The following is a 22,854-nucleotide window of genomic DNA, read 5'->3' as shown; positions in this document are numbered from 1 at the left end:
TGATGACTCAAGAGCTACGTAAAGTCATTGAACAACAACAAAAAGTGCTGAAAGATCTTGAAAGACGCCTAGATGCCACCGAGATTCGCGTCGAGAAGACAGCCGACGTAGTAGACGCGGCAGCCGAGTCTAAGAGTGCCACTACACTCGGTGGTTATGGTGAACTTCACTACAACAACATCACCAATAACCAGTCAGGCAAAGATAAGAAAGAATTCGATTTCCACCGTTTCGTACTTTTCGTCGGCCATGAGTTCAACGACAGCACACGTTTCTTCTCCGAGCTTGAAGTTGAACACTCAATTTCGGGTGATGGCAAGAAAGGTGAAGTTGAGCTAGAGCAGGCCTACATCGAGCACGATTTCAACCAGATGTTAACCGCTAAGGCTGGTCTATTCCTGATGCCTGTGGGCATTATCAACGAGACTCACGAGCCACCAGCCTTCTACGGTGTCGAGCGTAACCCGGTCGAGAAGAACATCATCCCTGCCACTTGGTGGGAAGCCGGTGTAAACTTAAACATTAAGGCCGCTCCGGGTCTAGCCTTCGATGGTGCTATCACTTCGGGTCTATATGTTGATGAAACATATAGCATTCGTGATGGACGCCAAAAAGTATCTAAGGCAAAAGCTGAAGATCTCGCTTACACTGCACGTGTAAAGTACACTGCAATTCCAGGCCTGGAGCTTGCTGCTACTGCCCAGTACCAGTCAGATCTTACTCAAGGCGCTGGTGATGTTGATTCAGCTTCTGCGACTCTGTTGACTGCACACGTCATCTATAGCATCCAAGGATTCACGGTTAAAGCCCTTTATGCTCAATGGGATATCGACGGTAGAGAAGCTGAAATTTTAGGTCGTGACGAGCAAAATGGTTGGTACATTGAACCCGCTTACCGTTTCAACGACAGCTTCGGCATCTTCGCGCGTTACAACGAGTATGATAACAAGGCCGGTGCTGGCAGCCGCATTGACACTAACATCACTCAGACCAATGTTGGTATCAACTACTGGTTGCATGAAAACGTGGTGTTAAAGGCGGACTATGAGAAGCTCGGTGGCTATAAAGATTCAGACGGCTTTAACCTAGGTATCGGCTACCAGTTCTAATGAGTACTAAGCTAAGCGCTTATTAATCAATGAGCGCAATGATGAGTGCCCCTTATCGGGCACTCATCTATATTTAAACTAATTCTAGCCATTTTCATTTGCCGCATCCGAGTCTAATATGAAGTCGACCTCTCTTTACCTGTTAACTTTCTCATTCATTTTTAGCTTAGCCTTCAGTCAATCCGTTCTAGCTCGCGGCGTTTATCAGCAACCCGATGACTTCATCAGCCAGGCCTTTAATGCCCCGACTCCCAAGGCAAAAGTCTTCTGGATAGACGATGAGGCACAGGATGTTATCGAAGAGATCTTGTCACATAGATTCAAGAAAATGCGCTTAAGATATTGGCAACAAGAGTCTGAAACGGTGTGGATTTTAGAAGAGATAGGTAAAGAGTCTCCTATCACAGTCGCGATCCATATTAAAGATCAGGCGATAGCCCAAACTAAGGTACTGGTTTATAGAGAGAGCCGAGGTGATGAAGTCAGGCATGATTTCTTTACTGATCAATTTAAATCGGCCAAACTAAAGGACGATCTAAAATTAAATCAACACATAGATGGCATCACAGGTGCGACTCTGTCAGTCAGAGCCTTAACTAAGCTGTCTCGCATCGCATTATGGTTAGATGCCCACATCACCAAAAGTTAAGCTAAAAGTTTGGCTGTGATGCAGGAGGCTGGGCCAACGACAAACGATTAAGACCAGAAGAATGACTAAAAAGCATCACCACACACGAAACAATTCACAACATAAAAGTCGCACCAAAAGGCTAGGAAAAAAGTTGGCCAAGCAATTTCGCCCCTGGCATAGACGACTAGGCATTTTCTGCTCCCTGTTCATCATGCTAATGGCCATTAGCGGCGTTGTTATCAACCATAGTAATCATCTATCGATAGATTCTGCCCCCGTGCAGCAGGCCTGGCTACTGGACTATTATGGCATCACCCCAGCGAACAAGCTTGTTATCTATCAGACCCAGCCCCTCAGTCTTGCCAGCTCAGATAATTTAGTCTGGGTACGACATCGGCTAGCCGTCGAAGCCGACTCTCCCATTAAAGGCATGCTCACTTTAGGCAAGATGATACTCGCCGTCGACTCGAATAATCTCTACATTGTGTCACAGGATGGCGAGCTTATGGAGAAACAAGATGCTTCTATGGGCTTACCCAGAGGCATAGAAGCCATAGGTTTCGATGGTCAGGCCTGGCTAAAGACTCAAGCTGGATACTTCATGGCAGATGATGACCTTATCGAATGGACACAGGCCATGCCGTTTGCACCTATCCCCTGGTCACAGGCCCTAGATACACCAGCCGCTCAAGCAGAAGCGGATACTATTTCCTTACTGGCCCGCTCGAGTCACCTCACCTGGGAAAGAGTGATATTAGATATTCATAGCGGCCGTTTCTTCGGCTCATTCGGCCCCTGGTTTATGGACTTAGTCGCATTGTCTTTGATCATCATGGCCATATCGGGGATATATCTATGGGTACAAGGAAGGCCAAAAAAGAAGGCTCGAGTTCCTAGGTACTAGGACTTTTTAGGCCATCTGCAGATAGAATAATGCCGAAAATATAGCAAACATTTTCGGCATTTTTACATGCTTACATGCTTACATGCTTACAATCACATGTTAACTTTCGATTCATAAGGTAAGTGTTTAGAGCGTATATCTGATACCTACGGCAACGCCATCATCTTCCGCGATAGACATTTTCGCCTGTTGATCTTTGTCTGCACTGTTAAAGTCACTAAAATCTTTACGAGCTTCTACATAGAGCACTGTGTTCACATCCCAAACATAGTGCAGGCCAGCAACGACGAACTGGCGCTTAAACACGTCGTTTGGATCGGCACTGTTTGGCTGAATAACGTAATCGCTACCCGCATCTAAGATGTTATAGGAGATGAATGGACGCAGACCATTATCAAACTTATATGAGAACAGAGATTCGATACCATAAGAATCTTTAATTAAGCGGCCTAAGTTATCGGTATCGTGATTTTCATTCTTGTTGAAGTTAGCGGCAGCATAGAAGCCCTCACTATCGAAGCCTCCCCAGGTGGCGCCGACGCCATAAATAAGATCGGTTGCAGTTATCATTTCACCGGTATGAAAAGCCACTTCAAACTCACCGCGGTTAACACCTGCAGTTAACGTGAGCTTATCTGTAGCCAGATAAGTGATAGCACCACCGTAGGTGTAATCATAATTGACCTCTTGTGATTCTTCGTTAGCCTTCCAACGTACTTCACAATCAGTGCCGAGATCTTGTGCAGACTCACAGGTATAAAAAATATCGTGTTTTAACTGAGCTTGAAGTGCGAAGCTCACATCACCGAAACTGTTACGGTATTGAACCACCTTATCACCGCGACCGGTGCCATTGATCGCACCATCGGCCTTATTATAGGTATAGACACCCGCCGCGTTGCCGTCCCATACGAAGCCGTAGTTAGTGTTATAAACCACGTCGTACCAAGCGCCCCACTGTTTACCTATGCTTAAGGTACCGTACGTATCATGGCCAATACCGACATAACCGAGACGGTTATTTAAAAAGTCTCCGCTCTGAGACTCGAAGTTACTTTCACTGCTATAAACAATTTCACTGTTACCGAATGGATTAACGCCCCACTCCAGCTTAGTGAACGCTTTCCAACCATCGCTCATTACACGAGTGAAACCTAAGTTAATTCGTGACGCGCCGTTAACGACTTCTGTAGCGCCTTGAGTATTGATGACACGTGCGTCAATGAATCCACCGATCTCCACTGCGTTCTTGTCATCTTTATAAATTTCGATTGCCGCTGCTGATGGGACAAAGATAACGGCAGCTAAAGCCGTTGCTATTAAAGTCTTTTTCATATGAAGCCTAACCTATGTGGTTTATCCCTCTACCTTTACAGAAGATTAGCAAAGGATCAGTAATCCCTCAAAGGTGATCGACGACTTAATGTACATTATTGAGATTATTCTCTATTCCACTCAGGCTGAATCACCTTAGAATGGAGCGGGTTGCATTTCTATTTTGGTTCAATTTTAACTTGGTATTTGGATGGGTCCATATATGCCGAACTTGCCCTTAGATAGGATAATCCGTATGGGCTCTGCCGCAGCTCGCAGCCGCACCTACACTGACTGATTTACAAGAAAGGTGCCTCTGAGTTTCATTGGTTGAGTAGCTAAGTCATCTCTGCCCCAAAGTAAGCTAGCCTTCGAATGAAGTCTGATTACATTTTTACCTTGGTTCATTTTGTTTTGGTCGTTGCTTTTCGTCATTCCGGCAGTTCTTTTGAGCCGGAATCCAGTGTCCTTTGCTGTTGGAATATGTCATTGAAGGTCATAATTTCATTGTTACCTGACGCTTGCAGCGGTTGCTGTATAAGGATATACCAATGTCGTGATCACATGGATGTGAATGAACGACCTTATATGCACTCCTTATTTTGAGAAGGTTCTGCGACACGGTGAGTGAAGCATAGCTTCAAGCTAACGAACGAGAAGCAAGATGCTGAACGGGCTTTTAGGTAAGGATATCATTCAAGCACTCTGACCTCCATGGGCCAATGATACTCCCGGTATCATTATGGCATTCCCTACATCCCTGTAGATCAAGGAGAAAATGCCAAATTTTATATGGAACAAAATTGACCCTGTGGGCTCTGCGGCAGCAAACAACCTCCATGTTTAAGAGCCACTCTCGCTCGGATAGTTTCACGCTGTGAAACCTCGCCATGCTACCGAAGCTCACGGTCGCATCTACACCTGTCTCTTAGTCACATCTTTTCTGCCACCAAAACTGACCTCATAGTTCCTCACCCGCCGCTAACATTTCTTTAGCGGCACGATAGCCTGCGACCTGTGCTTGTAATTGATCCCAGCCTTCCCAAATCGTTGACCAGCTGGCAATACCAGTACCTTTTGTATTGGTAAAACCGCCTAATTTTGCCAGTGATATGTAGGCCCATTTCATGCTCGGTGCCGACTTCCCTTTGTAACCTCTGGGCTTGTAATGCCGCATCAGTAGCTTCCATTCATCTCGAACGAAAACGGTATCGCAGCCTTGTTCTTCAAGACTAAGCGCCTCCCCTACCAGTCCTTTTTTCCTTAAATAATAAGGGAGTGTGATGGTTTCTCTAAGCTGTAGCAGTCGTACACCAATAAATGCCAAAATAGAGGCTGCCCGTTCTAAATTTTGCGGCTCCGTCATTCGCTGCCGCTCAGCTCCTGCGCCTGTTTTCCAGGCTTTATGGAAATCTTCTACTCGCCATCTGGCAGCATAAATATCAATAACATGCAGGGCTTGTTTTAAAGTCTCTATGGGTTCTGTGGTTAATAGTATCCAGCGTAATGGCTCGGTAACCGTGGCTGATGCTTTCTCTTGGGCGTAAATCACATTGACTGAAATCACCCGTGACATGGTTTCACCTAAACGCTCTCGGCAAAAATGTGACGCATCCGGCCACTTGCCACTTTCTTTTTCATCAGCAGCTTCGGGATGATTAGGGCGACACCACCAATCTTGATGGATTAAGCCAATGGTTCTGGTGGTGTGACTATCCAGCAGCATGACTGAGTGAACCCACCAACCACGTGATCTATCGGTCTTTTGGCCCAGTTTGCCCAAATCGGCAGCGACCTGATGTTTATAGCTCAGTGAGGTGGTGTCTTCTAGCGCGAGAATTTCTGCAACCGACACGGCTTCTTTTGCGGTATGTTGAAATCCTGCGACTCGGATCATATCTGGAGAAACATTATCATTGCGGATCAATCGGTAAGCCCCTTCTAGTTCAGCTTCATTGCCACGGCATGATAGCGCGATAGACTTACCGCTGCTACGAGCCATATTGGCTGCGGTACTGACTAACCTATCAGCACGGCGAATATCACCTAATTTAGCATGTTGAAAGTGAGATTTAGCCCATTCTTCTGCATTGAAAATTGACATTGTTAAAAACTTTAAGTTATTGAATTTTATGATCAGATCCTGGTGATTCAATAAAGTTTAATTTTCTCAATATTTGTGTAGAAGAGTCAGCTCTAAGACTTAAAGCGTACTCCTCAGTTTGCAACGATAACTTGAATGCGATACTTTCAAAAGTGGTTGAGTTATCGGCATTTTCAGCATACAAAACTATCAAAGACAAACTGTCAAAAGAAGAAGAATCAATCATAATTAAAACCGAATCTGATCTTGAACACTTAAAGGGGTTCCTAACTGATCTCCCTAACAAAACCCGCGAGTCAATCTTAAAGAACATAGATGACTTAGAGGCTTTAGAGGGAAATCTTGCGATCAACATTCATAAAAACATAAAAGGAGACAAAAGACCTGATGAGTTATTGCTGATTGCAGATACTAAGAATTTGATCTTCAAAACAGCATAATTATATTTATGGATTAGTAGAAAGAAGAGCTAAGGATCTTCTTTCTACAGTCATGGTTACTTAGCTTATTTCCACAGATTAAGTAGCCCCAGTGATATTGCCATATTATTGCTAATACGAATCTTACAAGTTAGTGCACAAGCACTAACAAGCTTTTGTCCAAAAGTGAGTTACTAGCCAGTAAAATTCAAATCGAAGAAGCACCTTTTTCGAAGCAATAGCTGGTGTGAACGCGGCCGTGACTTTCGGTTTCAGGGTGAGGTATCGCGAAGTGATACTCTTCGATCGAGAGGCTGGGTGAATATGGTATAGCCATGAGCCTATGAACGAGAAGCATGGAAGCTGAACTGGCCTTTAAACATGGAAGTGGTTGGAAATCACAAAGCGTATAGGGATACTTCTTATGAAATCAAGAGCCAGCATTCAATCTAGCCATATGAAAAGGCACTAGATTCCCGCCCACAAGCATTGCGGGAATGATCAGTATTAAATTGTTATCCTATCGAGGGGCAATCGAGAAGATATTGATGAGGCTTGTTATCATACAAACCTCAAATCAACTCCCCGTGAGCTTCTGCCACCAAGATAAGGGCTCGCCACAGTTTTTCGCCGGGTGATAACTGCCACTCAAGGCTGGTAGCGCAATGGTATTTTCACAACCCGCTTCCATCGCTTTACCGGTTAAACGATCGAAGTGACCATTCACCACACCATTGACGGGAACCCGCCTTAAACTGATAGGTGGACGATTATTGAGGAAGTCTTGGTAAACGGCCATGGCGCCGCTGCTGCCGTAGAGTCCAGTCTTACCGTTATCATCGCGGCCAACCCAGATTGCCACCACATTACGTTCATCGAAACCGGCAAACCAGGAGTCACGGGAGTCATTACTGGTGCCTGTCTTACCCGCAAGGCTAGTCTCTGGGAATGCCTGACCTAAACGAGCCGCCGTGCCAGATTGAACCACTTGAGTCATGGCATATTGCACCAAGAAGTTTGTCGCGGGATCTATCGCCTGACTCTGAGGAATAGGTAATATTGGCAGTGGATTATTATCCTTGTCTAACACGGCTGTGATAGAAGATAGTCGACGATAGCGTCCATTATCGGCAAGGGTCTGATAGACCTGAGCCACCATCAAGGGCGAGCCATTTACCGCACCCAGCAACATAGAAGGATACTCAGAGATTTTCTCCCTCCAACCCGCCTTGTCCAAGGTCGTGGCCACACTACTGACTCCGATAGCCATGCCCAAGTTCACCGTGGGCACATTCATCGACTTCTTGAAGCCTGTGAGCAGAGGCACCTCGCCGCTAAACTTCCTAGTCACATTCTGTGGAGACCAGGTTTTCCCATGATCATTTTTCAAGGTGATGGGCTGGTCTTTCAGTGGCGTCGCCAGATTATATTTATCGGCTTGCTTGAGCGCAGTGGCATAGACAAAAGGTTTTATCAGGGACCCTATGGGACGACGTATTTCAACGGCGCGGTTATAGCCCTGGTAGCCCGGAGATTTATCTCCCACCATAGCAGCGATACCGGCTGTAGCCTTGTCGGTCAACACCATACCCACTTGAAGCTGCTGCTCATTTTTGCCTAATCGAGCCATCACCTTCTTGACCGACTTTTCGGCCGCTTCCTGGGCCATAGGATCGAGTGTGGTGTACACCTTAATCCCCGACTGCTTGAGTAAGGTATCTCCGAAGCGTCTCGCCAGTTCATGTTTCACCACGGCAAAGAAGGCAGGTAACTTTTGATGTACAGGCCTATCTGACTTTCTCAAGCCTAGAGGAGATTCGGCAGCGGCCTTGTATTGGGCAACAGAGATCTTTCCCCCTTCCATCAAGAGCCTAAGCACCAAGTCTCGTCGCTCCTGAGCACGCTCAGGAGAACGCCAGGGATTGTAATAAGAAGGACCCTTAATCACGGCGACTAAGAAAGCCTGTTGAGACAGAGTCAATTCGGCGATAGGACGACCAAAATAAAACTGAGACGCCAGCCCCATTCCATGTACGCCACGGGCTTTATCTTGCCCCATATAGACTTCATTAAGATACGCTTCTAAGATCTCATCTTTGCCATAACGGAAATCGATGATCAAGGCCATCAAGGCTTCACGGGCCTTACGCACCAGTGAACGCTCGCTCGACAGGAAGAAGTTTTTAGCCAGCTGCTGGGTCAGTGTCGAGCCCCCCTGCACCGTTCTTCCCGCGCTGATGTTGACCATCAAGGCGCGGAGGATGGCTAAAGGGTTTACGCCGTAGTGTTCGTAGAAACTTCTGTCTTCGACCAAAATAAGGGCTTCTATAATCGATGACGGCATCTTATCGACTTTCACAAACACCCTATCTTCACCATCACCTGTGATGATTCTATCCAGTAATACCGGTTCGAGATGGAACACAGCCAGTTGACGATGATCTTGGGATCGAGAAATAGCACTCACACCTTGAGAATCGAAGCTGATCATCACCCTCTGCTCCGCCTGATCCCCTTGAGGATGTAGAAAAGGCCTACGCCAGAGATCGACTCTGGTTCTGGATGCGGAAAACTCACCGACCTGTCTGGGATTGGCGACCTTGCGATAACCGAGTAACTTAAGCTCTGAAATTAATTGGCCATGACTGACTGCAGCGCCGGGATAAAGGGCCATGGAACGGCTGAATATCTGAGCGGGAAGGTGCCATTTCTGCCCTTCAAATTTACGCGCTATGATTTGATCCAGATAGATGCTGTAAATAGACACAACTGCGATGACAATAACGCCAAGCTTCCAGCCGATAGACCAGACTTTACCGCCCCAGCCAGAGGATACTTTTTTAGCCGAAGACTTTTTACGCGGCTTAGCTTTAGATGGTGCTTTCTTAGCACCTTGTTTAGATACGGCTTTCTTTGTCATCTTTATTCCGAAAAAAGGTTTCAGCTCCCGGGGATTAAGCTCCGGAGCTAGCGATCATTTCTACTTAATGTTTTTTTCTTGGTAAAACGGGTCGGCAGGGTATTGGCAGGATCGTCTGGCCACAAGTGCTTGGGATACTTGCCTTTCATCTCTTTCTTAACTTCGACATAGGGTCCTTGCCAGAAGCTGGCGAGATCGGCAGTTAAGGCTAAAGGTCTGCGCGCCGGAGAGAGTAGTTCCATGGTCACCGTTAGCTTGCCATTCGCTAAGATAGGACTCTGAGCCATGCCTAATGCTTCTTGTAATCTGACACTGAGCTTGGCCCTGCCTGCATCATCATAGGTGATTGCCGCTCTGGTCCCGGTCGCCATGGGCCAATGGCAGGGAAAAAGCTTGTCGAGGCGCTGCCGTTTGTCCCACTCAAAAAGATTAAGCAGCTGAGTATAACAGTCAAGGGCCCGCAGTTGTGACAAGCTTCTTACATCATTAATGTAAGGCCCCAGCCAATCTTCCAAGGTATCTAAAAGATGCTGTTCGCCGATATCCGGCCAGCCGGTATCTGTATCTAGCTCGGACGCTAGCTTAACTCTACTTTGAAGCTGTAATGTCTTATGGTTAAAATCAAGTAATTCCAATCCCTTACTGCGTATTTGTTCAAATATGGCTGCTTTTACCTGCTCGGGTGCAGGCTGGTTCGATGCCGTCTTACTCAAGACAATTTGACCGATCCTCTGTCGACACTCGGCAAAAAAGCGTCCTTTCGCCTCATCCCAGCCACAATAATCTTGGCTCTTGACCAGAAAAGATAATCGCTTGTTAAACAAATCTTCATCTATCTCGGCCGCCAAATAGACTCGACCACTGGTGCGTCCCTCACTCTCCTGAAAATCTGCCACCACCAGCCAATCGGCTCGTGCTAAGGGATCATGTTCCGCAAGAGTGACTCCGGTACCATTCGCCAACTGATAGCCAGACACACCTCGGCTCTTGGCTATACGATCCGGGAAAGCCAGCGCTAATAACAGGGCAATATCACCGGAACCCACAGATGAGACCAGCCGCGACAGGTCGATATTAACCTTGAGTTTTTTCATCCAGGTACGTACCTGTTTACCGGCTTCCCCCTGGATTGATTCTCTGAGGTAGTTACTGATATCGACGCCATGTCGACCCAAGGAGCGGGACTCTAAAATACCGGCGAGTAAACAAGCTAAGCCCACCAGATGATCATCTCCCTCAGTTTGTGAAAGCGTCTTTGCCTTGAGTAACATATGCGCCAGTCTTGGATGACAGCCCAACTGATAAGCTTGACTACCATGGCGAGTTAGCTTTCTCTGTGCATCGACCAGCTCTAACAAGGCCAACAACTGCCAGGCCACTGTCTCATTGGCTTTCGAAGGCTGAGTCAGCAGAGGCAAGTCATTAAGCGCCTTCACTCCCCAATAAGCGGCATCGAGTGACATGGGAACCAGATCGCTGTGTAAAATTTCCGGCTCATCCGCCTTTATTAGTCGCCCTTGTTCCTCTTGACTCCAGAGCCGCAGGCAATAACCGGCAGAGAGACGCCCCGCACGCCCCGCACGCTGGGCCGCAGATGCCTGACTGATGCGTTTGAGTGCCAGGCGCGTCACCCCGGTTTTAGGGTTAAAGCTGGCATGGCGTTTATAACCGGAATCGACCACCATGGTGATACCGTCAATGGTCAGACTCGACTCGGCAACATTGGTCGACAAGACGATTTTACGCTTACCGTCTGTGGCAGGAGCGATTGCCTTGTCTTGAGCCTTAGCCGGCAGACTGCCATAGAGTGGGCAGAGAGAAAATAGATTAAGATCTAAACGCTTAGATAAATAGTCATGTAAGCGCATGATCTCCCCCTGACCAGGAAGGAAGGCAAGCAGTGAGCCAGAAGAATCGATATCGCTCGCCACATCGGCGTCGATGCTAGCAAGGTGCTTATCATCGCCATTGAGCAAGTCGACGATGCATTTCCCCATGTGTTCTAACCAGATTTGGGTGCTATTTTGATAAGGATTGGCCCCTTGATTCCGCCCCTTAGATTCTGCCAGGCTTCGATAACCTAGCTCGACTGGAAAACTGCGGCCCTCACTCTGCAATGAGCAGGCATCAGGCATCAGAGTCGACAGTGGCAAGCCTGCAAGCGTAGCCGACATGGCCAAGATCTTAAGATCTTCTCGAAATGATCCCTGGATCTCCAGCGCCAACGCCAAACCAAGATCAGTCGTGAGGTGGCGCTCATGGATCTCATCGAAAATAATCAACGCGATTCCGCTTAACTCGGGATCTTGCTGGATCATGCGAGCCAAAATACCTTCGGTGACTATCTCTAACCGGGTCGAAGTACCGCAACGAGACTCGCCCCTAACTCTATAACCGACCTCTGCACCTATCTGAGTGCCTCGCTGGCTGGCAATATAATGCGCCACACTCCTTGCCGCCACGCGCCTGGGTTCAAGCATCAAAATTTTGCCCTTCAGCTCACTCCAATCTAGCATGGCTAGTGGTAATGCCGTCGATTTTCCGGCACCGGTGGGCGCTTCCAGAATAACTTGATTATTGGCACGAAAAGCCTCTCTTAAGGGTAAGAGCAGCTGGTGTATGGGTAACTGATTCAAGGGAGGTGAGATCTCTATGGCTGATGGCGCCCCAGTGTACATGATTGCCGCTGGGATGGCATACGCCCTAACCTCTTTCTAGCTTTGAGCTTTAAGCCATTGGCTATGACTCAACAAATGATACGTTCGATCAGATTGGTTACCTACTCTCTGGGAACAAGGGTTAACTGATCATCAGTCTCACTACCTTGCTCACCGTTCAGCTTATTCATGAGCCAATGCAAGCTTTCTCCTCGAGTCAGTGTACTGAGTTTGGCGGGCTTAACTATGGCATAATATAACATGCTTATGTACCTCACTCAGTACGAATGTACAGGCGCATGAATTATTGCCAGATTTAACAGCCTATTAGGGATTTCTTTTTCCATTTTTCTTCGGTTAAACCGATAACAGAACTCACTAAGGTATTCGTGAAGGTATTTTCCCGAAACTCCATGAAATGTGCCGAGTAAAAAGGCTTTTAAGTTACCTATTGCAATATGAACCCAAGGCAACCATTCATCGACCAACTCACTCGGTGTAACCCTAGCTTCATGCTGTTGAGTGTTATCTATGATATTCAAAGCGGCTAGTCCGTCAGTATGAACTTCTTGCTGTGCATTTAAGTGCCTAGCAACAAAATCGTTAACGGCTTCATGACAAACACTGTCGACGGCCTGCATAGCGATAAATCCCGCGCGTTTCCCTTTGCTTTCAACAGCAATTAACACAGGCGTTTACCCTGCGGCTCCACGTCCGCGTTTACCTTTTCTCTTTTCCCCCAACGAAGGCATCATCAATTTCAATGAGACCTGAAAGCCTATATAGACTGTCTCTATGACCCATTGCCGTTCTCAACTTGCTCAATATTAAGCGTGCCGTTCGCCAATTAACCTCAATGAGTTTACTGAGCCTCAATGCTGAAATGCTGCCTTTATCTGAGCCGAGAAAGTAGATGGCCCAAAACCACTTCGCTAAGGGAAGGTGGTTTAAACAATCAATTTCAGAACCAAACTGGCGTTGCCATTCAAAAAAACTAGCTTCAGGCGTTTTCATCGTCAATCTCACTTCTAGTCGTGATTCATATGTTAGTCCTTAAGGAGCTGTAGCCCTTTAAATATGAGGGGTTATAGCTGGATTCTCAGACATGAGTTTCTGTTAGTTGTACAAAAAGCGTCTGATTATCTCTTTTAGGATGAGCGCGGCAAGCATACTCACTGAAGTAACGGCACCATTTCCTTAGTGTCTTTTTGATCCTGTATTCACGTCCAGATAACAGTGCTTTTAAAATGTCAGGCAGCCAATCGTTTGCACACCGTGCGACTTTTTGCGTAGATATAGTCACTTGGTGTATTAGGCCGCTCGCCCTCGCGATAAAGCGCTTTAATAGTAAGGTAAGCATGCTCGCCCACACGAGACTTTCGGCAATGCTTTTATCTCGAGTATTGAAGGTTTTTAAACCGCTGTATGACTTTAACTCCTTGAAGAATAATTCTATTTGCCAGCGTAATCCATATAATTCACTTACTTTATCAGCGCTGAATTGTGCTCACTTTAGGTTGGTGATGAGGTAACCAATCGCCGATTTATTTCTATCCCAGAAGGCGATTAATCGATGAGTTCCTGGCTTGCTTTTCCACTGAACATCGAGGTCGATTATTTGCTCTCGATGCCATTTAAGTTGCTTTAATTTTTTACCGATTAACCCTTCTATCGCAAGTCTTTGGCTATCAAAAGCCGCTTTTATATCGGGATTAATTTTACCATTGGTTCGCATAATTACATGACCACCGTGTTTGTCTGCTTGATAGCAGTAATCAATATTAAAGTAACCCGCGTCCATGAGCAGCAAGGTGTCCTGTATTTCATAAGCAAAGGGATTATAGTGCCGCTCACTTTCTGAATCGGGAGAAATACCCAGATAATTGTAATGACCAGACATCAAATCCGTGGTCACGTGTCACTCCATGGCTGCCGGGTGAGTCTTGGTGAATCGGCCGGGAAACTCTTTAGTTAAACCAATGTGCAATTTGAGGGAGCTAGCATCATGAGCCTCTATCGACTTAAAGGGGTATTCACTCGGTAATACTCTATGCACTAACTCGAGTAGCCACTCGTTAGCGGCTTGTTCGACAAGAGTTCTAAGTAGTTGAGTTAACTCTGGTTTTTTAGTTTATTATGAAAGGGATTATAGTTGATCCCGATGTCATGTTGGCTGCATAAATTCTTATGAATATCAGCAAGGTTAATATTGGTTCTGGTTCCCAAAGTATTGAGGATTGCCAGCACCAACTGCATGGGTGAAATGTTGCGCATCCGCTGCATGAAATGACACTGTTTGGCTAATTGAGTGATGTTGCATGAGTTAAGAACACTTGTCAGTTGCTTAGGAATCGCGTTAAAATTCATTGATTAGTGGTTCGCACTTACTATTTGATCATGAGATGAGTACAACTTCCAACTTTTATTAAATAACATTGGTTAATCATGTAGATATTGAGTTTTTGCTTAAGATCCTACGTATGAGTCGTGATTTATACAATAAGAATAGACTGAAACTGACTCATATGCAGAGGCATGTAATATAAAGAAGAGCTATTTCCCTTAGCCATAGTTAAAGGAAGTAATATGCAGCGACTATTTTTAGGCGTCTCACCAACAAAGCAGCAAATTAATCAGCTCAGCGATATTCAGTCTTTGCTGGGTACGGCAGGTCACAAAGGCTATGGTCGCCCGGTCAATCGATACAATTTCCATATGACCCTTGCCTTTCTCGGCCAAACCGATGATGCCTCTCTTGCTCAGTTAATTAACGCTATCGATGCAATGGCTTTCACCGATAACTGGACAAAATTTAGCATCACCTTAGACAAGTTCACCCTATGGCGTAAACCTCAGGTGCTGTGTTTATCCGCGCCTTCCTTGACTCAGGTATCACTCAATCCTGAGTTGTACTCTGCCGTGGAGCATTGTCAGAAGATTATTGATTCGACACAGTCAAAATCGCCACCGACCCCTTCGACGGAGAATGGCGCCGAGCCGCTAATTAAACCCCATCTACATTTCACTCCCCACATCACCTTGCTCAGGAAAGCCAAGTTGTTGCCCAAGCAAACTCTGATGCAAATGGGTTTAGCGTCGATCACACTAACGCCAAATCAGATGCACTTATATCAATCAGTCAGTGGCGAACGTGGTGTCGAATACCATATTTTACATTCCTGGCCACTCGTCTAAATATCTCTGGATAAAAAATGCCAGTTCAGTCCATTATGTCTCTATAAAAAGGCCAGTTCGGTCATTGAATTCTGGCTCAAAAGATCTGCCAGAATGATGAATAAAATCAGAGCCAGCCATTACTAATCAGTAACTTAACGATACAGAATCTAACTTTCAACTTGACCTAGAGTAAATGGCTGGATATTGCCGATAACATCTAAATAAAACCTGTCTAACTCCATAAAATTGATGTATTTGAAACAAAAGAGAGATTTTTAGGCAGAGCTTGTTACCTCAATGATTGAGGAGGGAAAGGAGATAAAGTCTGTTGATTGGGTCGAGTTATCTGCTAGTTTCTAGATATTGACAACACTTAGCAAAGTGCCGTCGTCGCTTACCCAAGTGCTCACCATAGCTGGTCAGTTCTTGTAGTGTGCCTACAGGCCCATGAAACAGCTTGCCAAATTCAGAAGTGATTTTTATCCAGTTATCGCTGGAAATATTTAATCTGATTAATATCTTAGCCCCACTCGAAGAAATAGCCCCTCGTTTATCATCACGAATAACCCTGCCAGTTTCATCAACTAATTCAAGATAGTCTTTGAGTGAAAAATTAATGCCTTTAAGTTGATTGAGGCGCTCATTACCAATAAAAGGCAGGAGTTTTTCTGGTTGTTTACCTTTTAAAGCGGCGTTAACTCGCAATTGGAGACTCGTGTGGTCAGAGTCTTCCGGGGTTTTAGCCATTTGGGCTCTAATAGGATTGAGCTCTACATAAGCCATACAAGCCAATACTGCTGCTTCATCGAGTAACGCTTGGCTTTTGAACCTCCCTTCCCAAAAATGCCCAGTGCAGTTATCTTCCTGATTGGCTTTTCTGGCAATAGGCTCATTGAGGCACCGCATAAACCAACTTATGTCACTTAATCGACTCCGGTACTGGGCTATTAAGTGTTTCAATTGAGAGACTTGGTATGCTTCGATTACCTCACCTTTAGCAAATTGCTGGCTTAGATCAGTGCCCTTAAAGATTTGATGCCACTGCTCTACCACCTCTCTGTCACTCCACCTATTGGCAAGTTCGATATCAATACGCAGCACCAAGTGAAGATGATTACTCATTACCGCATAAGCCGCCACATCAATAGCAAACACGCCCGCTAAGTTGAGTAGCTGAGTTTCAATCCAGCCACGTCGATGTTCATAAGATTTCCCTGTAAAAGCATCGACTCCCGCGATGAATGCTTGTCTGACTGTTCGACTGCAGCAATGGTAGAATAGAGTGTCTTCAATACTAATTTGTGTGCTTCGCGGACGGGGCATAATAACCTCCTATATCAACCAATATCTAAAGCTTAGTAGGTGACCCTTGATTCATCAATTAACAATGCCTGTCTCTATTTTTCGTCTCTATTTTTCATGAACGAGAAGCATGGATGCTGAACTGGCATTTTTATAGGGACATAATTGGCTGAACTGGCACTTGTATATGGACATATTTTATCGAACTTGCCCTATATAAAATCAATAGATTCCCGCCCACAAGCATTACGGGAATGACAAATATTGAATTGCTATCCAACACAATAGAGACCGATGAAATTCACCCTGCCACAAGACTATCTGCATTCGAGTGAGGCTCAGTCGCCACTAAACGCACCGTCGCCGCACCTATGATATCTAACAAGCTCAATTTTCAGTTTAAGATGAAAAATGTGTGCAAAAAATCCGGAGCCACTGGGCTCCGGTTTAAGATTAGTCCTGAAGCATGCTCGCTATGGTCAGCATACCGTGTGTGGTACCACCTGCGGCCCAAAGATTATTTGCAGAGTCGGCAAAGGCAGAAGCCAGATCCATATGCAGCCATTTCACATCCGGTGACACGAAATGCCACAGGAAGCCTGCAGCATTGGAGGCGCCACCGGCGCCGCCACCTTTCATCGGACGACTGTTCGCCGTATCGGCATAGGCAGATGGACACATCTCACGATGCCAAGGATCTAACGGCAGAGGCCAAACACGCTCACCCACTTCGGCAGCTTTTGCTTGTGCCATAGCAAGCACTTCACTCGATGGAGAGAAGATAGCATTGTAATTAGTCCCGACCGCCATCACAGCCGCGCCAGTTAAGGTCGCTGCATCTATGATCAATTCAGCACCCGAGGCTGATGCCGCTTGTAAGCCATCGGCCAACACCAGGCGTCCTTCGGCATCGGTATTGACCACTTCGACGGTAACACCATTTTTATAGGTCAAGATATCGCCAAGCTTATAGGCATGACCACTGATCAGGTTCTCGGCGCAGCAAAGGAACAGCTTCACACGCTTGTTCAAGCCTTGTTTCATCGCCAAACCGAGCGCCGCGGTCACGGTAGATGCGCCGCCCATGTCACACTTCATTCCCAACATGCCTTCCGAGGCCTTGATGCTGTAGCCGCCGGAGTCGAATGTAATGCCTTTACCCACTAAGGCCACAGATACTGGAGCATCTTCTCCTAGCGGGTTGTAATCGAGTTCAAGCATGGCAGGTGGACGTTCACTGCCACGACCCACAGCATGAATACCTACCCATTTCTGCTCTAAAAGCTCTTGGCCTTCGATGATACGGTAAGTCACCTTGGTGCCGCCGATCTCAGATAACCAATGGGCTGCTAGAATAGCTAACTTAACGGGCGCTAAATTTTCAGGGGTTTCATTGATCAAATAGCGCGCAAAACCAGCACTCTCAAGGCGGTTTTGCAGTTCAGTTTGAACCGAATCATCACCAGTCCAACGAATCTCAGGTTCAGATTTAGCCGTGGTAAAACCCAGGGAGAAGGCCCACTGAGAGTCCACATTCCACAATTCACCTTCAAGGGCTATGGTCGATAAACCTTGGCTACGCAGTTTACGTGCCGCTTGTTGGATCTGACGCAACTCATCGTCACCTTGGAGATGAATCGTCGCCAGATCATTACTAAAAGTAACATCAGCCTTACCCCAATGAGCGGCCGGTGCATCTTTGGTAAGGATAACTTTCATTAAATCTGTCATGGGTGTTCCTTCCTAGACTATTGCTTATTTCATTTTGCACGAAGTTTACTTCATAGAGTCAGATACCGACAGTTAAAAGCTGATAACCTTGTGCCATTATTCCAATAATAGCGGATCTCAACTCATGGAATTCACTCCCTCATTCCAACAAGGAAAATTAATAAAAAGATACCAACGCTTCCTTACGGATATCGAACTCGAAGATGGCAGCAAGGTCACCATACACTGCCCTAATACCGGCTCCATGAGAAACTGTCTGTTTGAGGGTAAAAGAGTCTGGTTTTCCATCTCGGATAACCCTAAACGTAAATACTCACGCACCTGGGAGCTGGCCGAGTCCGACCAAGGTCACCTTATCGGCATCAATACCGGCAGAGCCAATCAGCTGGCAGAGGATGCCATTAGAGCTGGTGTCATCACCGAGCTGCAGGGGTATAGTTATCTTAAGCGTGAAGTAAAATACGGCAGTGAAAATAGCCGTATCGATATTCTGTTACGGGACGAATCGACAACGAGTCCTAAGCAAGACTGTTATATAGAGGTAAAAAGTTGCACCTTATTAGAGGAGGGCCAAGGCTACTTTCCCGACGCTGTCACTAGCCGCGGACAGAAGCATCTTCGCGAGTTGATGGAGATGGTCACTTTAGGCCATAGAGGCGTGCTGCTTTTTGTGGTGCAGCACACAGGAATCGACTCGGTACAGGCGGCCGCGCATATCGATGCGGAATATGCTCGACTCCTCACCAAGGCACATCAATCTGGCGTCGAAATATTAGCATATTGTGCAGAAATGTCGCCAAATTGCTCCTCCTTGATTAAATCCTGTCCTGTCAAACTCTAAATCGGTAGTATAAGTTGAATTAATTAACAATAGGGAACATAGTCAAGGAATATCATTACTGCAACATAAAAAGTTTGCTTGCTCTATCAGTTTCTGATATAGATATCGGCCTTAAAATACAAGCGCCCTACAACGCAAATGATTAACAGGAGATGCGTTATGCCAGAAGGCACTAAAAAACTCGGCGTGCTCGCTATCGCAGGTGTAGAACCTTATCAGAAAAAATCTGGTGAGGAATACATGAACGCAGATCAGTCGAGCCACTTCAGAAAGATTCTGGATGCTTGGCGTAATCAATTGCGTGAGGAGGTCGATCGTACTCTTAGCCACATGCAAGACGAAGCGGCTAATTTTCCAGACCCTGTAGACCGCGCAGCACAAGAAGAGGAGTTCAGTCTCGAACTTCGAGCTCGTGATAGAGAACGTAAATTGATCAAGAAGATCGAGAAAACACTGCAAAAGATTGAAGACGATGATTTTGGTTTCTGTGATTCTTGTGGTATCGAAATCGGCATCCGCCGTTTAGAAGCCCGTCCAACAGCCGATCAGTGTATCGACTGTAAAACACTTGCCGAGATTAAAGAAAAGCAGATGGCTGGTTAATCTTGCTTTCTTACTTACTTACTTAAATCTCTAAGTAAGCATAAGCAAATAAAGCGGGGGTCCTCCCCGCTCTAATTCCTCCCCTCAATAATTCAGCCTTAGTTATTTTTTCTTAGGTGAAATGATTTGAATCACCAACAATATATTGGCCGATTTGCCCCCTCTCCTTCGGGCCCCCTACACCTTGGTTCTCTCGTTGCCGCTCTGGGCAGTTATTTGCGTGCCCGCTCACAAAACGGCCAATGGCTGGTTCGTATCGAAGATATCGATCCTCCTCGTGAAATAGCTGGGGCAACAGATGATATCTTACGCACCTTAGAGGCTTACGGACTTCATTGGGATGGCGATGTCTTGTATCAAAGTGACCGTATCTATGCTTATCAGAGCCAAATAGACACGTTGATGGCACAGGACAAGGCGTATTTCTGTCAATGCAGCCGTAAACAGATCAAAGCCATGGGCGGTACCTATGATGGACGTTGTGGTCGACTCACTAAGCCACACCACCGCGGCGCCATTCGCATCCGCAATAGTGCTGGTATTGACAGGTTTAATGATCTGCTGATGGGAGAGATCAAAGTAGATAAAGACTTTGCCACCGAAGACTTCATCATCAAGCGTAGCGACGGTTTATATGCCTATCAATTGGCAGTGGTAATGGACGATGCCCTCCAACAAATCACCGAGGTGACAAGAGGCAGTGACTTGCTCATCCCCACTTGCAGACAGATAAGTCTGTTTCAGATGTTTGAGCAGACGCCGCCAACATGGCTTCACTTACCTCTGGTCTGCACAGAGCCAGGCATGAAACTCTCGAAACAGAACCATGCCCCCGCCATAGATAAAGCGCAGCCCCAGGCAAGCTTCAATGCCGCCTTAGCTTTTTTAGGCCAGGCCCAGGTAACCCCGGAGCAGAAAATGGCAAAAATGGTCACTCAAGCCGTCGCACAATTCGAGCTATCCTTAGTCCCCAATCAAACAGAAATCATCCAAACGTAAGAATATACTCATTAGGTTACATTTGGGGTATCATAGCCGCCTTGTTGTAACCCATAGTACTTTTGCACAGCACTGATGCAATTCCGAGGTGTCCCATTTTTCGCCGTATTAGCAAATTCTGTAAACAGTTATTTGATAACAAACAGACGACTGAAGAAACGATAAATTCAGGCCTAAGTCTGGAGGTTGTCCCGAGACAAGATCACACTATTTCTCGGAGACAGATGAGCGAAAATGCCATAAAGGTACTCTATCGCCTACATAAGTCTGGCTTTAAGGCGTATCTGGTCGGTGGCGGCGTGCGTGATATTCTCCTGGGGTTTCAACCTAAAGATTTTGATGTGGTCACCAATGCCACGCCTGAAGAGATCAAGGGGCTGTTCCGTAATTGTCGACTCATTGGCAGACGCTTCCGTCTGGCCCATATCGTCTTCGGCCGTGATGTGATCGAAGTCGCCACTCTACGTGGCCATCATGTGGACTCGGGTGAAAAGATCTCCAAGACCAATGCCGAAGGGCGATTGCTGCGTGATAACGTCTACGGCACCATAGATGAAGATGCCGAGCGTCGTGACTTCACCGTCAATGCCCTCTATTACGACATCAGTGACTTCTCCATTCACAGTTATGGTGGTGGCCTACAAGACCTTCAGTCTCGTACCATCAGAATGATAGGCGATCCCAATACCCGCTACCGTGAAGACCCTGTGCGTATGCTCAGAGCCGTGCGCTTCGCTACTAAGCTTGGTATGACCATAGAGAAAGACACAGCTTCACCTATCTCTGAATTGGCACCTCTGCTGAAAGATATTCCTGCAGCCCGCATGTATGAAGAGATCCTTAAACTCTTCTTCAATGGCCAAGCACAGAACAACTTCAACATGATGCGTGACTTTGGCCTGTTTGAACCGCTATTCCCTCTGGTCAATAGTCTGCTAGTCGATGAGCCTGAAGGCCCGGCGGCCAAGATGATGCAGAGCATAATGGAGAGCATCGATGCTCGGGTAAAAGCCGAAAAAACGGTCACTCCAGCATTCTTCTACGCCGCTATTCTCTGGTACCCTCTCAGCCAACGTGCCGATGACATCGCCTTAGAGGGTGGCTTAAGTCTCTACGATGCTTATTATGCCGCCATGGGCGACGTGATGGAACAGCAGTGTAGTACCATCAGTATCCCACGCCGCTTTAGTACCCCGGCGAAAGATATCTGGCAGCTACAGTTAAGGTTCGATCGTAACCAAGGTACGCGTGCCTTCAAGTTTATCGAACATCCTAAATTCCGCGCAGCCTATGATCTGTTATTGCTTAGAGCAAGCGCAGAAGGTAGCGCAGTGGCTAAATCTGCCGCTTGGTGGAAGAGCTTTGTCGAAGGTGGCGAAGAGCAACGTAGCGTCATCGCTCGCTCAGTCAACAATGGCAGTCGAAATCGTAGCTCGAATCAGCGCCGTCGTCGTAAGCCATCGGCCAAGAGGACATCACCTGACTCAGGCGAGCAGTCAAGCAGCCAATCGACCGAGAAGCCAGCGGACAATCAAGCTAGCTCCCCATCAACGGATAAGCCAGCCGGCTAATGGCCAAGGTTTATCTTGCTCTCGGGGCAAACCTGACAGAGCCCGAATCTCAGCTCGACAGCGCCTGTAAGGCTCTGCTCGAGCTGGCTGACTCGAATATTACGCCCGCACTCACAATATCCTCTTACTATCGCTCGGCCCCCATGGGCGATGTAGTCCAGCCCGATTATGTTAATGCCGTTGCCTGCTTCCATACTCGCCTAGATCCCTTCGAGCTATTGGACGCATTACAGCAGATAGAGAATGAGCAGGGGCGGGTCAGATTAGCACGTTGGGGACCACGCACTTTAGATCTCGACCTCTTACTCTACGACAATCAGACCATAGAGACTCCCAGACTCACAGTTCCCCACTATGGTATGAAACAGCGCAGCTTCGTGCTTATCCCCCTCGCCGAGATAGCACCTGAGCTAACACTGCCATGTGGCACAGCACTCAACGAACTTATCGATGCGGGTTTGGCAGCAGAATTAGAACAAATAGTCAGATAGTATTGAACTCTGATGGGAGTTAGCTTATAACAACTCTCTAGCAAGAATTCATAACCGTTTTTTAATCAGATTTAAGAAAGT

The 22,854-nt window shown here is 46.6% G+C and carries 19 protein-coding genes and 2 pseudogenes; 10 read left to right on the top strand and 11 right to left on the bottom strand.

Annotation, left to right across the window (positions count from 1 at the left end; all coding sequences use genetic code 11):
- The 3 genes from KT99_RS11655 to KT99_RS11645 form a co-directional block, all read left to right on the top strand.
- The coding region (locus tag KT99_RS11655; protein WP_005500216.1) for a hypothetical protein at positions 1 to 1,109 on the top strand (1,109 nt) is incomplete at its 5' end.
- Between the two features lie 118 nt (positions 1,110 to 1,227).
- Positions 1,228 to 1,758, top strand: coding sequence for an FMN-binding protein (locus tag KT99_RS11650; protein ID WP_005500214.1), 531 nt, complete (start codon positions 1,228 to 1,230; stop codon positions 1,756 to 1,758).
- A gap of 61 nt (positions 1,759 to 1,819) precedes the next feature.
- Positions 1,820 to 2,644: a PepSY-associated TM helix domain-containing protein gene (locus KT99_RS11645; protein WP_005500212.1), complete on the top strand. Its 825-nt coding sequence runs from the start codon at positions 1,820 to 1,822 to the stop codon at positions 2,642 to 2,644.
- Between the two features lie 126 nt (positions 2,645 to 2,770).
- Here the strand turns inward: KT99_RS11645 and KT99_RS11640 are convergent, their stop codons facing one another.
- Together KT99_RS11640 and KT99_RS11635 are read right to left on the bottom strand one after the other, a co-directional pair.
- Positions 2,771 to 3,979: a porin gene (locus KT99_RS11640; protein ID WP_005500210.1), complete on the bottom strand. Its 1,209-nt coding sequence runs from the start codon at positions 3,977 to 3,979 to the stop codon at positions 2,771 to 2,773.
- A gap of 940 nt (positions 3,980 to 4,919) precedes the next feature.
- Positions 4,920 to 6,062, bottom strand: a complete 1,143-nt coding sequence (locus tag KT99_RS11635) for an IS4 family transposase (protein ID WP_040571916.1) — start codon at positions 6,060 to 6,062, stop codon at positions 4,920 to 4,922.
- Positions 6,063 to 6,193: 131 nt separating this feature from the next.
- Here KT99_RS11635 and KT99_RS11630 point away from each other — a divergent pair, with 131 nt between their 5' ends.
- Entirely contained in the window at positions 6,194 to 6,502 is a 309-nt protein-coding gene (locus KT99_RS11630; RefSeq protein WP_005500208.1) for a hypothetical protein, read from the top strand.
- Between the two features lie 556 nt (positions 6,503 to 7,058).
- Here the strand turns inward: KT99_RS11630 and mrcB are convergent.
- The 7 genes and pseudogenes from mrcB to KT99_RS22040 form a co-directional block, all read right to left on the bottom strand.
- The gene (gene mrcB, locus KT99_RS11625; protein ID WP_005500207.1) at positions 7,059 to 9,401 is read right to left on the bottom strand and encodes a penicillin-binding protein 1B; all 2,343 of its coding nucleotides are present in this window, start codon (positions 9,399 to 9,401) and stop codon (positions 7,059 to 7,061) included.
- A 47-nt stretch (positions 9,402 to 9,448) separates the two neighbouring features.
- On the bottom strand, positions 9,449 to 12,079 hold the full coding sequence (gene hrpB, locus KT99_RS11620; RefSeq protein ID WP_005500206.1) for an ATP-dependent helicase HrpB: 2,631 nt from the start codon (positions 12,077 to 12,079) through the stop codon (positions 9,449 to 9,451).
- Positions 12,080 to 12,180: 101 nt separating this feature from the next.
- Complete coding sequence (locus KT99_RS22045; protein WP_005500205.1) at positions 12,181 to 12,321, bottom strand: hypothetical protein; 141 nt, start codon at positions 12,319 to 12,321, stop codon at positions 12,181 to 12,183.
- Between the two features lie 15 nt (positions 12,322 to 12,336).
- A pseudogene (locus KT99_RS11615) lies at positions 12,337 to 13,072 on the bottom strand (IS1595 family transposase).
- 85 nt (positions 13,073 to 13,157) lie between these two features.
- Positions 13,158 to 13,547, bottom strand: a pseudogene (locus tag KT99_RS23580) (transposase); the annotation flags it as partial.
- Between the two features lie 18 nt (positions 13,548 to 13,565).
- Positions 13,566 to 13,973, bottom strand: coding sequence for a hypothetical protein (locus KT99_RS21665; RefSeq protein WP_040571909.1), 408 nt, complete (start codon positions 13,971 to 13,973; stop codon positions 13,566 to 13,568).
- A 3-nt stretch (positions 13,974 to 13,976) separates the two neighbouring features.
- Complete coding sequence (locus KT99_RS22040; RefSeq protein ID WP_005496481.1) at positions 13,977 to 14,114, bottom strand: hypothetical protein; 138 nt, start codon at positions 14,112 to 14,114, stop codon at positions 13,977 to 13,979.
- A 530-nt stretch (positions 14,115 to 14,644) separates the two neighbouring features.
- On the opposite strand from KT99_RS22040, the gene KT99_RS11600 reads away from it, so the two are divergent.
- Positions 14,645 to 15,253, top strand: a complete 609-nt coding sequence (locus KT99_RS11600) for a 2'-5' RNA ligase family protein (protein WP_005500200.1) — start codon at positions 14,645 to 14,647, stop codon at positions 15,251 to 15,253.
- 324 nt (positions 15,254 to 15,577) lie between these two features.
- Here KT99_RS11600 and KT99_RS11595 read toward each other — a convergent pair whose 3' ends face one another.
- Both KT99_RS11595 and pepB read right to left on the bottom strand, forming a co-directional pair.
- Positions 15,578 to 16,558: a hypothetical protein gene (locus KT99_RS11595; protein WP_005500199.1), complete on the bottom strand. Its 981-nt coding sequence runs from the start codon at positions 16,556 to 16,558 to the stop codon at positions 15,578 to 15,580.
- 432 nt (positions 16,559 to 16,990) lie between these two features.
- Entirely contained in the window at positions 16,991 to 18,268 is a 1,278-nt protein-coding gene (gene pepB, locus KT99_RS11590) for an aminopeptidase PepB (protein WP_005500198.1), read from the bottom strand.
- Between the two features lie 124 nt (positions 18,269 to 18,392).
- Here pepB and sfsA point away from each other — a divergent pair, with 124 nt between their 5' ends.
- From sfsA to folK, 5 genes are all read left to right on the top strand, one after another.
- Entirely contained in the window at positions 18,393 to 19,109 is a 717-nt protein-coding gene (gene sfsA / locus KT99_RS11585) for a DNA/RNA nuclease SfsA (RefSeq protein WP_005500196.1), read from the top strand.
- Between the two features lie 159 nt (positions 19,110 to 19,268).
- A complete protein-coding gene (gene dksA, locus KT99_RS11580; protein ID WP_005500194.1) occupies positions 19,269 to 19,712 on the top strand; it encodes an RNA polymerase-binding protein DksA in 444 nt (147 codons plus the stop codon).
- Between the two features lie 126 nt (positions 19,713 to 19,838).
- Positions 19,839 to 20,711: a tRNA glutamyl-Q(34) synthetase GluQRS gene (gene gluQRS / locus KT99_RS11575; RefSeq protein WP_005500192.1), complete on the top strand. Its 873-nt coding sequence runs from the start codon at positions 19,839 to 19,841 to the stop codon at positions 20,709 to 20,711.
- Between the two features lie 95 nt (positions 20,712 to 20,806).
- Complete coding sequence (gene pcnB, locus KT99_RS11570; protein ID WP_420038547.1) at positions 20,807 to 22,282, top strand: polynucleotide adenylyltransferase PcnB; 1,476 nt, start codon at positions 20,807 to 20,809, stop codon at positions 22,280 to 22,282.
- Positions 22,282 to 22,773 (top strand): 2-amino-4-hydroxy-6-hydroxymethyldihydropteridine diphosphokinase, encoded by a 492-nt coding sequence (gene folK / locus KT99_RS11565; RefSeq protein ID WP_005500190.1) that lies wholly within the window; start codon positions 22,282 to 22,284, stop codon positions 22,771 to 22,773. Before pcnB ends, folK begins: the two co-directional genes overlap by 1 nt.
- The last annotated feature ends 81 nt before the right edge of the window (positions 22,774 to 22,854 follow it).

This window comes from Shewanella benthica KT99 (genome assembly GCF_000172075.1).
Lineage (GTDB): Bacteria > Pseudomonadota > Gammaproteobacteria > Enterobacterales > Shewanellaceae > Shewanella > Shewanella benthica_A.
Note: the sequence above shows the minus strand (reverse complement) of the source record. Positions and strands in the feature narration are given on the sequence as shown.

Bases quoted from the DNA above. Each gene is read 5' to 3' on its own strand.
- KT99_RS11650 (WP_005500214.1), top strand. From the start codon at position 1,228: ATGAAGTCGACCTCTCTTTACCTGTTAACTTTCTCATTCATTTTTAGC.
- KT99_RS11645 (WP_005500212.1), top strand. From the start codon at position 1,820: ATGACTAAAAAGCATCACCACACACGAAACAATTCACAACATAAAAGT.
- KT99_RS11640 (WP_005500210.1), bottom strand. From the start codon at position 3,979: ATGAAAAAGACTTTAATAGCAACGGCTTTAGCTGCCGTTATCTTTGTC.
- KT99_RS11635 (WP_040571916.1), bottom strand. From the start codon at position 6,062: ATGTCAATTTTCAATGCAGAAGAATGGGCTAAATCTCACTTTCAACAT.
- mrcB (WP_005500207.1), bottom strand. From the start codon at position 9,401: ATGACAAAGAAAGCCGTATCTAAACAAGGTGCTAAGAAAGCACCATCT.
- hrpB (WP_005500206.1), bottom strand. From the start codon at position 12,079: ATGTACACTGGGGCGCCATCAGCCATAGAGATCTCACCTCCCTTGAAT.
- KT99_RS22045 (WP_005500205.1), bottom strand. From the start codon at position 12,321: ATGTTATATTATGCCATAGTTAAGCCCGCCAAACTCAGTACACTGACT.
- KT99_RS11600 (WP_005500200.1), top strand. From the start codon at position 14,645: ATGCAGCGACTATTTTTAGGCGTCTCACCAACAAAGCAGCAAATTAAT.
- KT99_RS11595 (WP_005500199.1), bottom strand. From the start codon at position 16,558: ATGCCCCGTCCGCGAAGCACACAAATTAGTATTGAAGACACTCTATTC.
- pepB (WP_005500198.1), bottom strand. From the start codon at position 18,268: ATGACAGATTTAATGAAAGTTATCCTTACCAAAGATGCACCGGCCGCT.
- sfsA (WP_005500196.1), top strand. From the start codon at position 18,393: ATGGAATTCACTCCCTCATTCCAACAAGGAAAATTAATAAAAAGATAC.
- dksA (WP_005500194.1), top strand. From the start codon at position 19,269: ATGCCAGAAGGCACTAAAAAACTCGGCGTGCTCGCTATCGCAGGTGTA.
- folK (WP_005500190.1), top strand. From the start codon at position 22,282: ATGGCCAAGGTTTATCTTGCTCTCGGGGCAAACCTGACAGAGCCCGAA.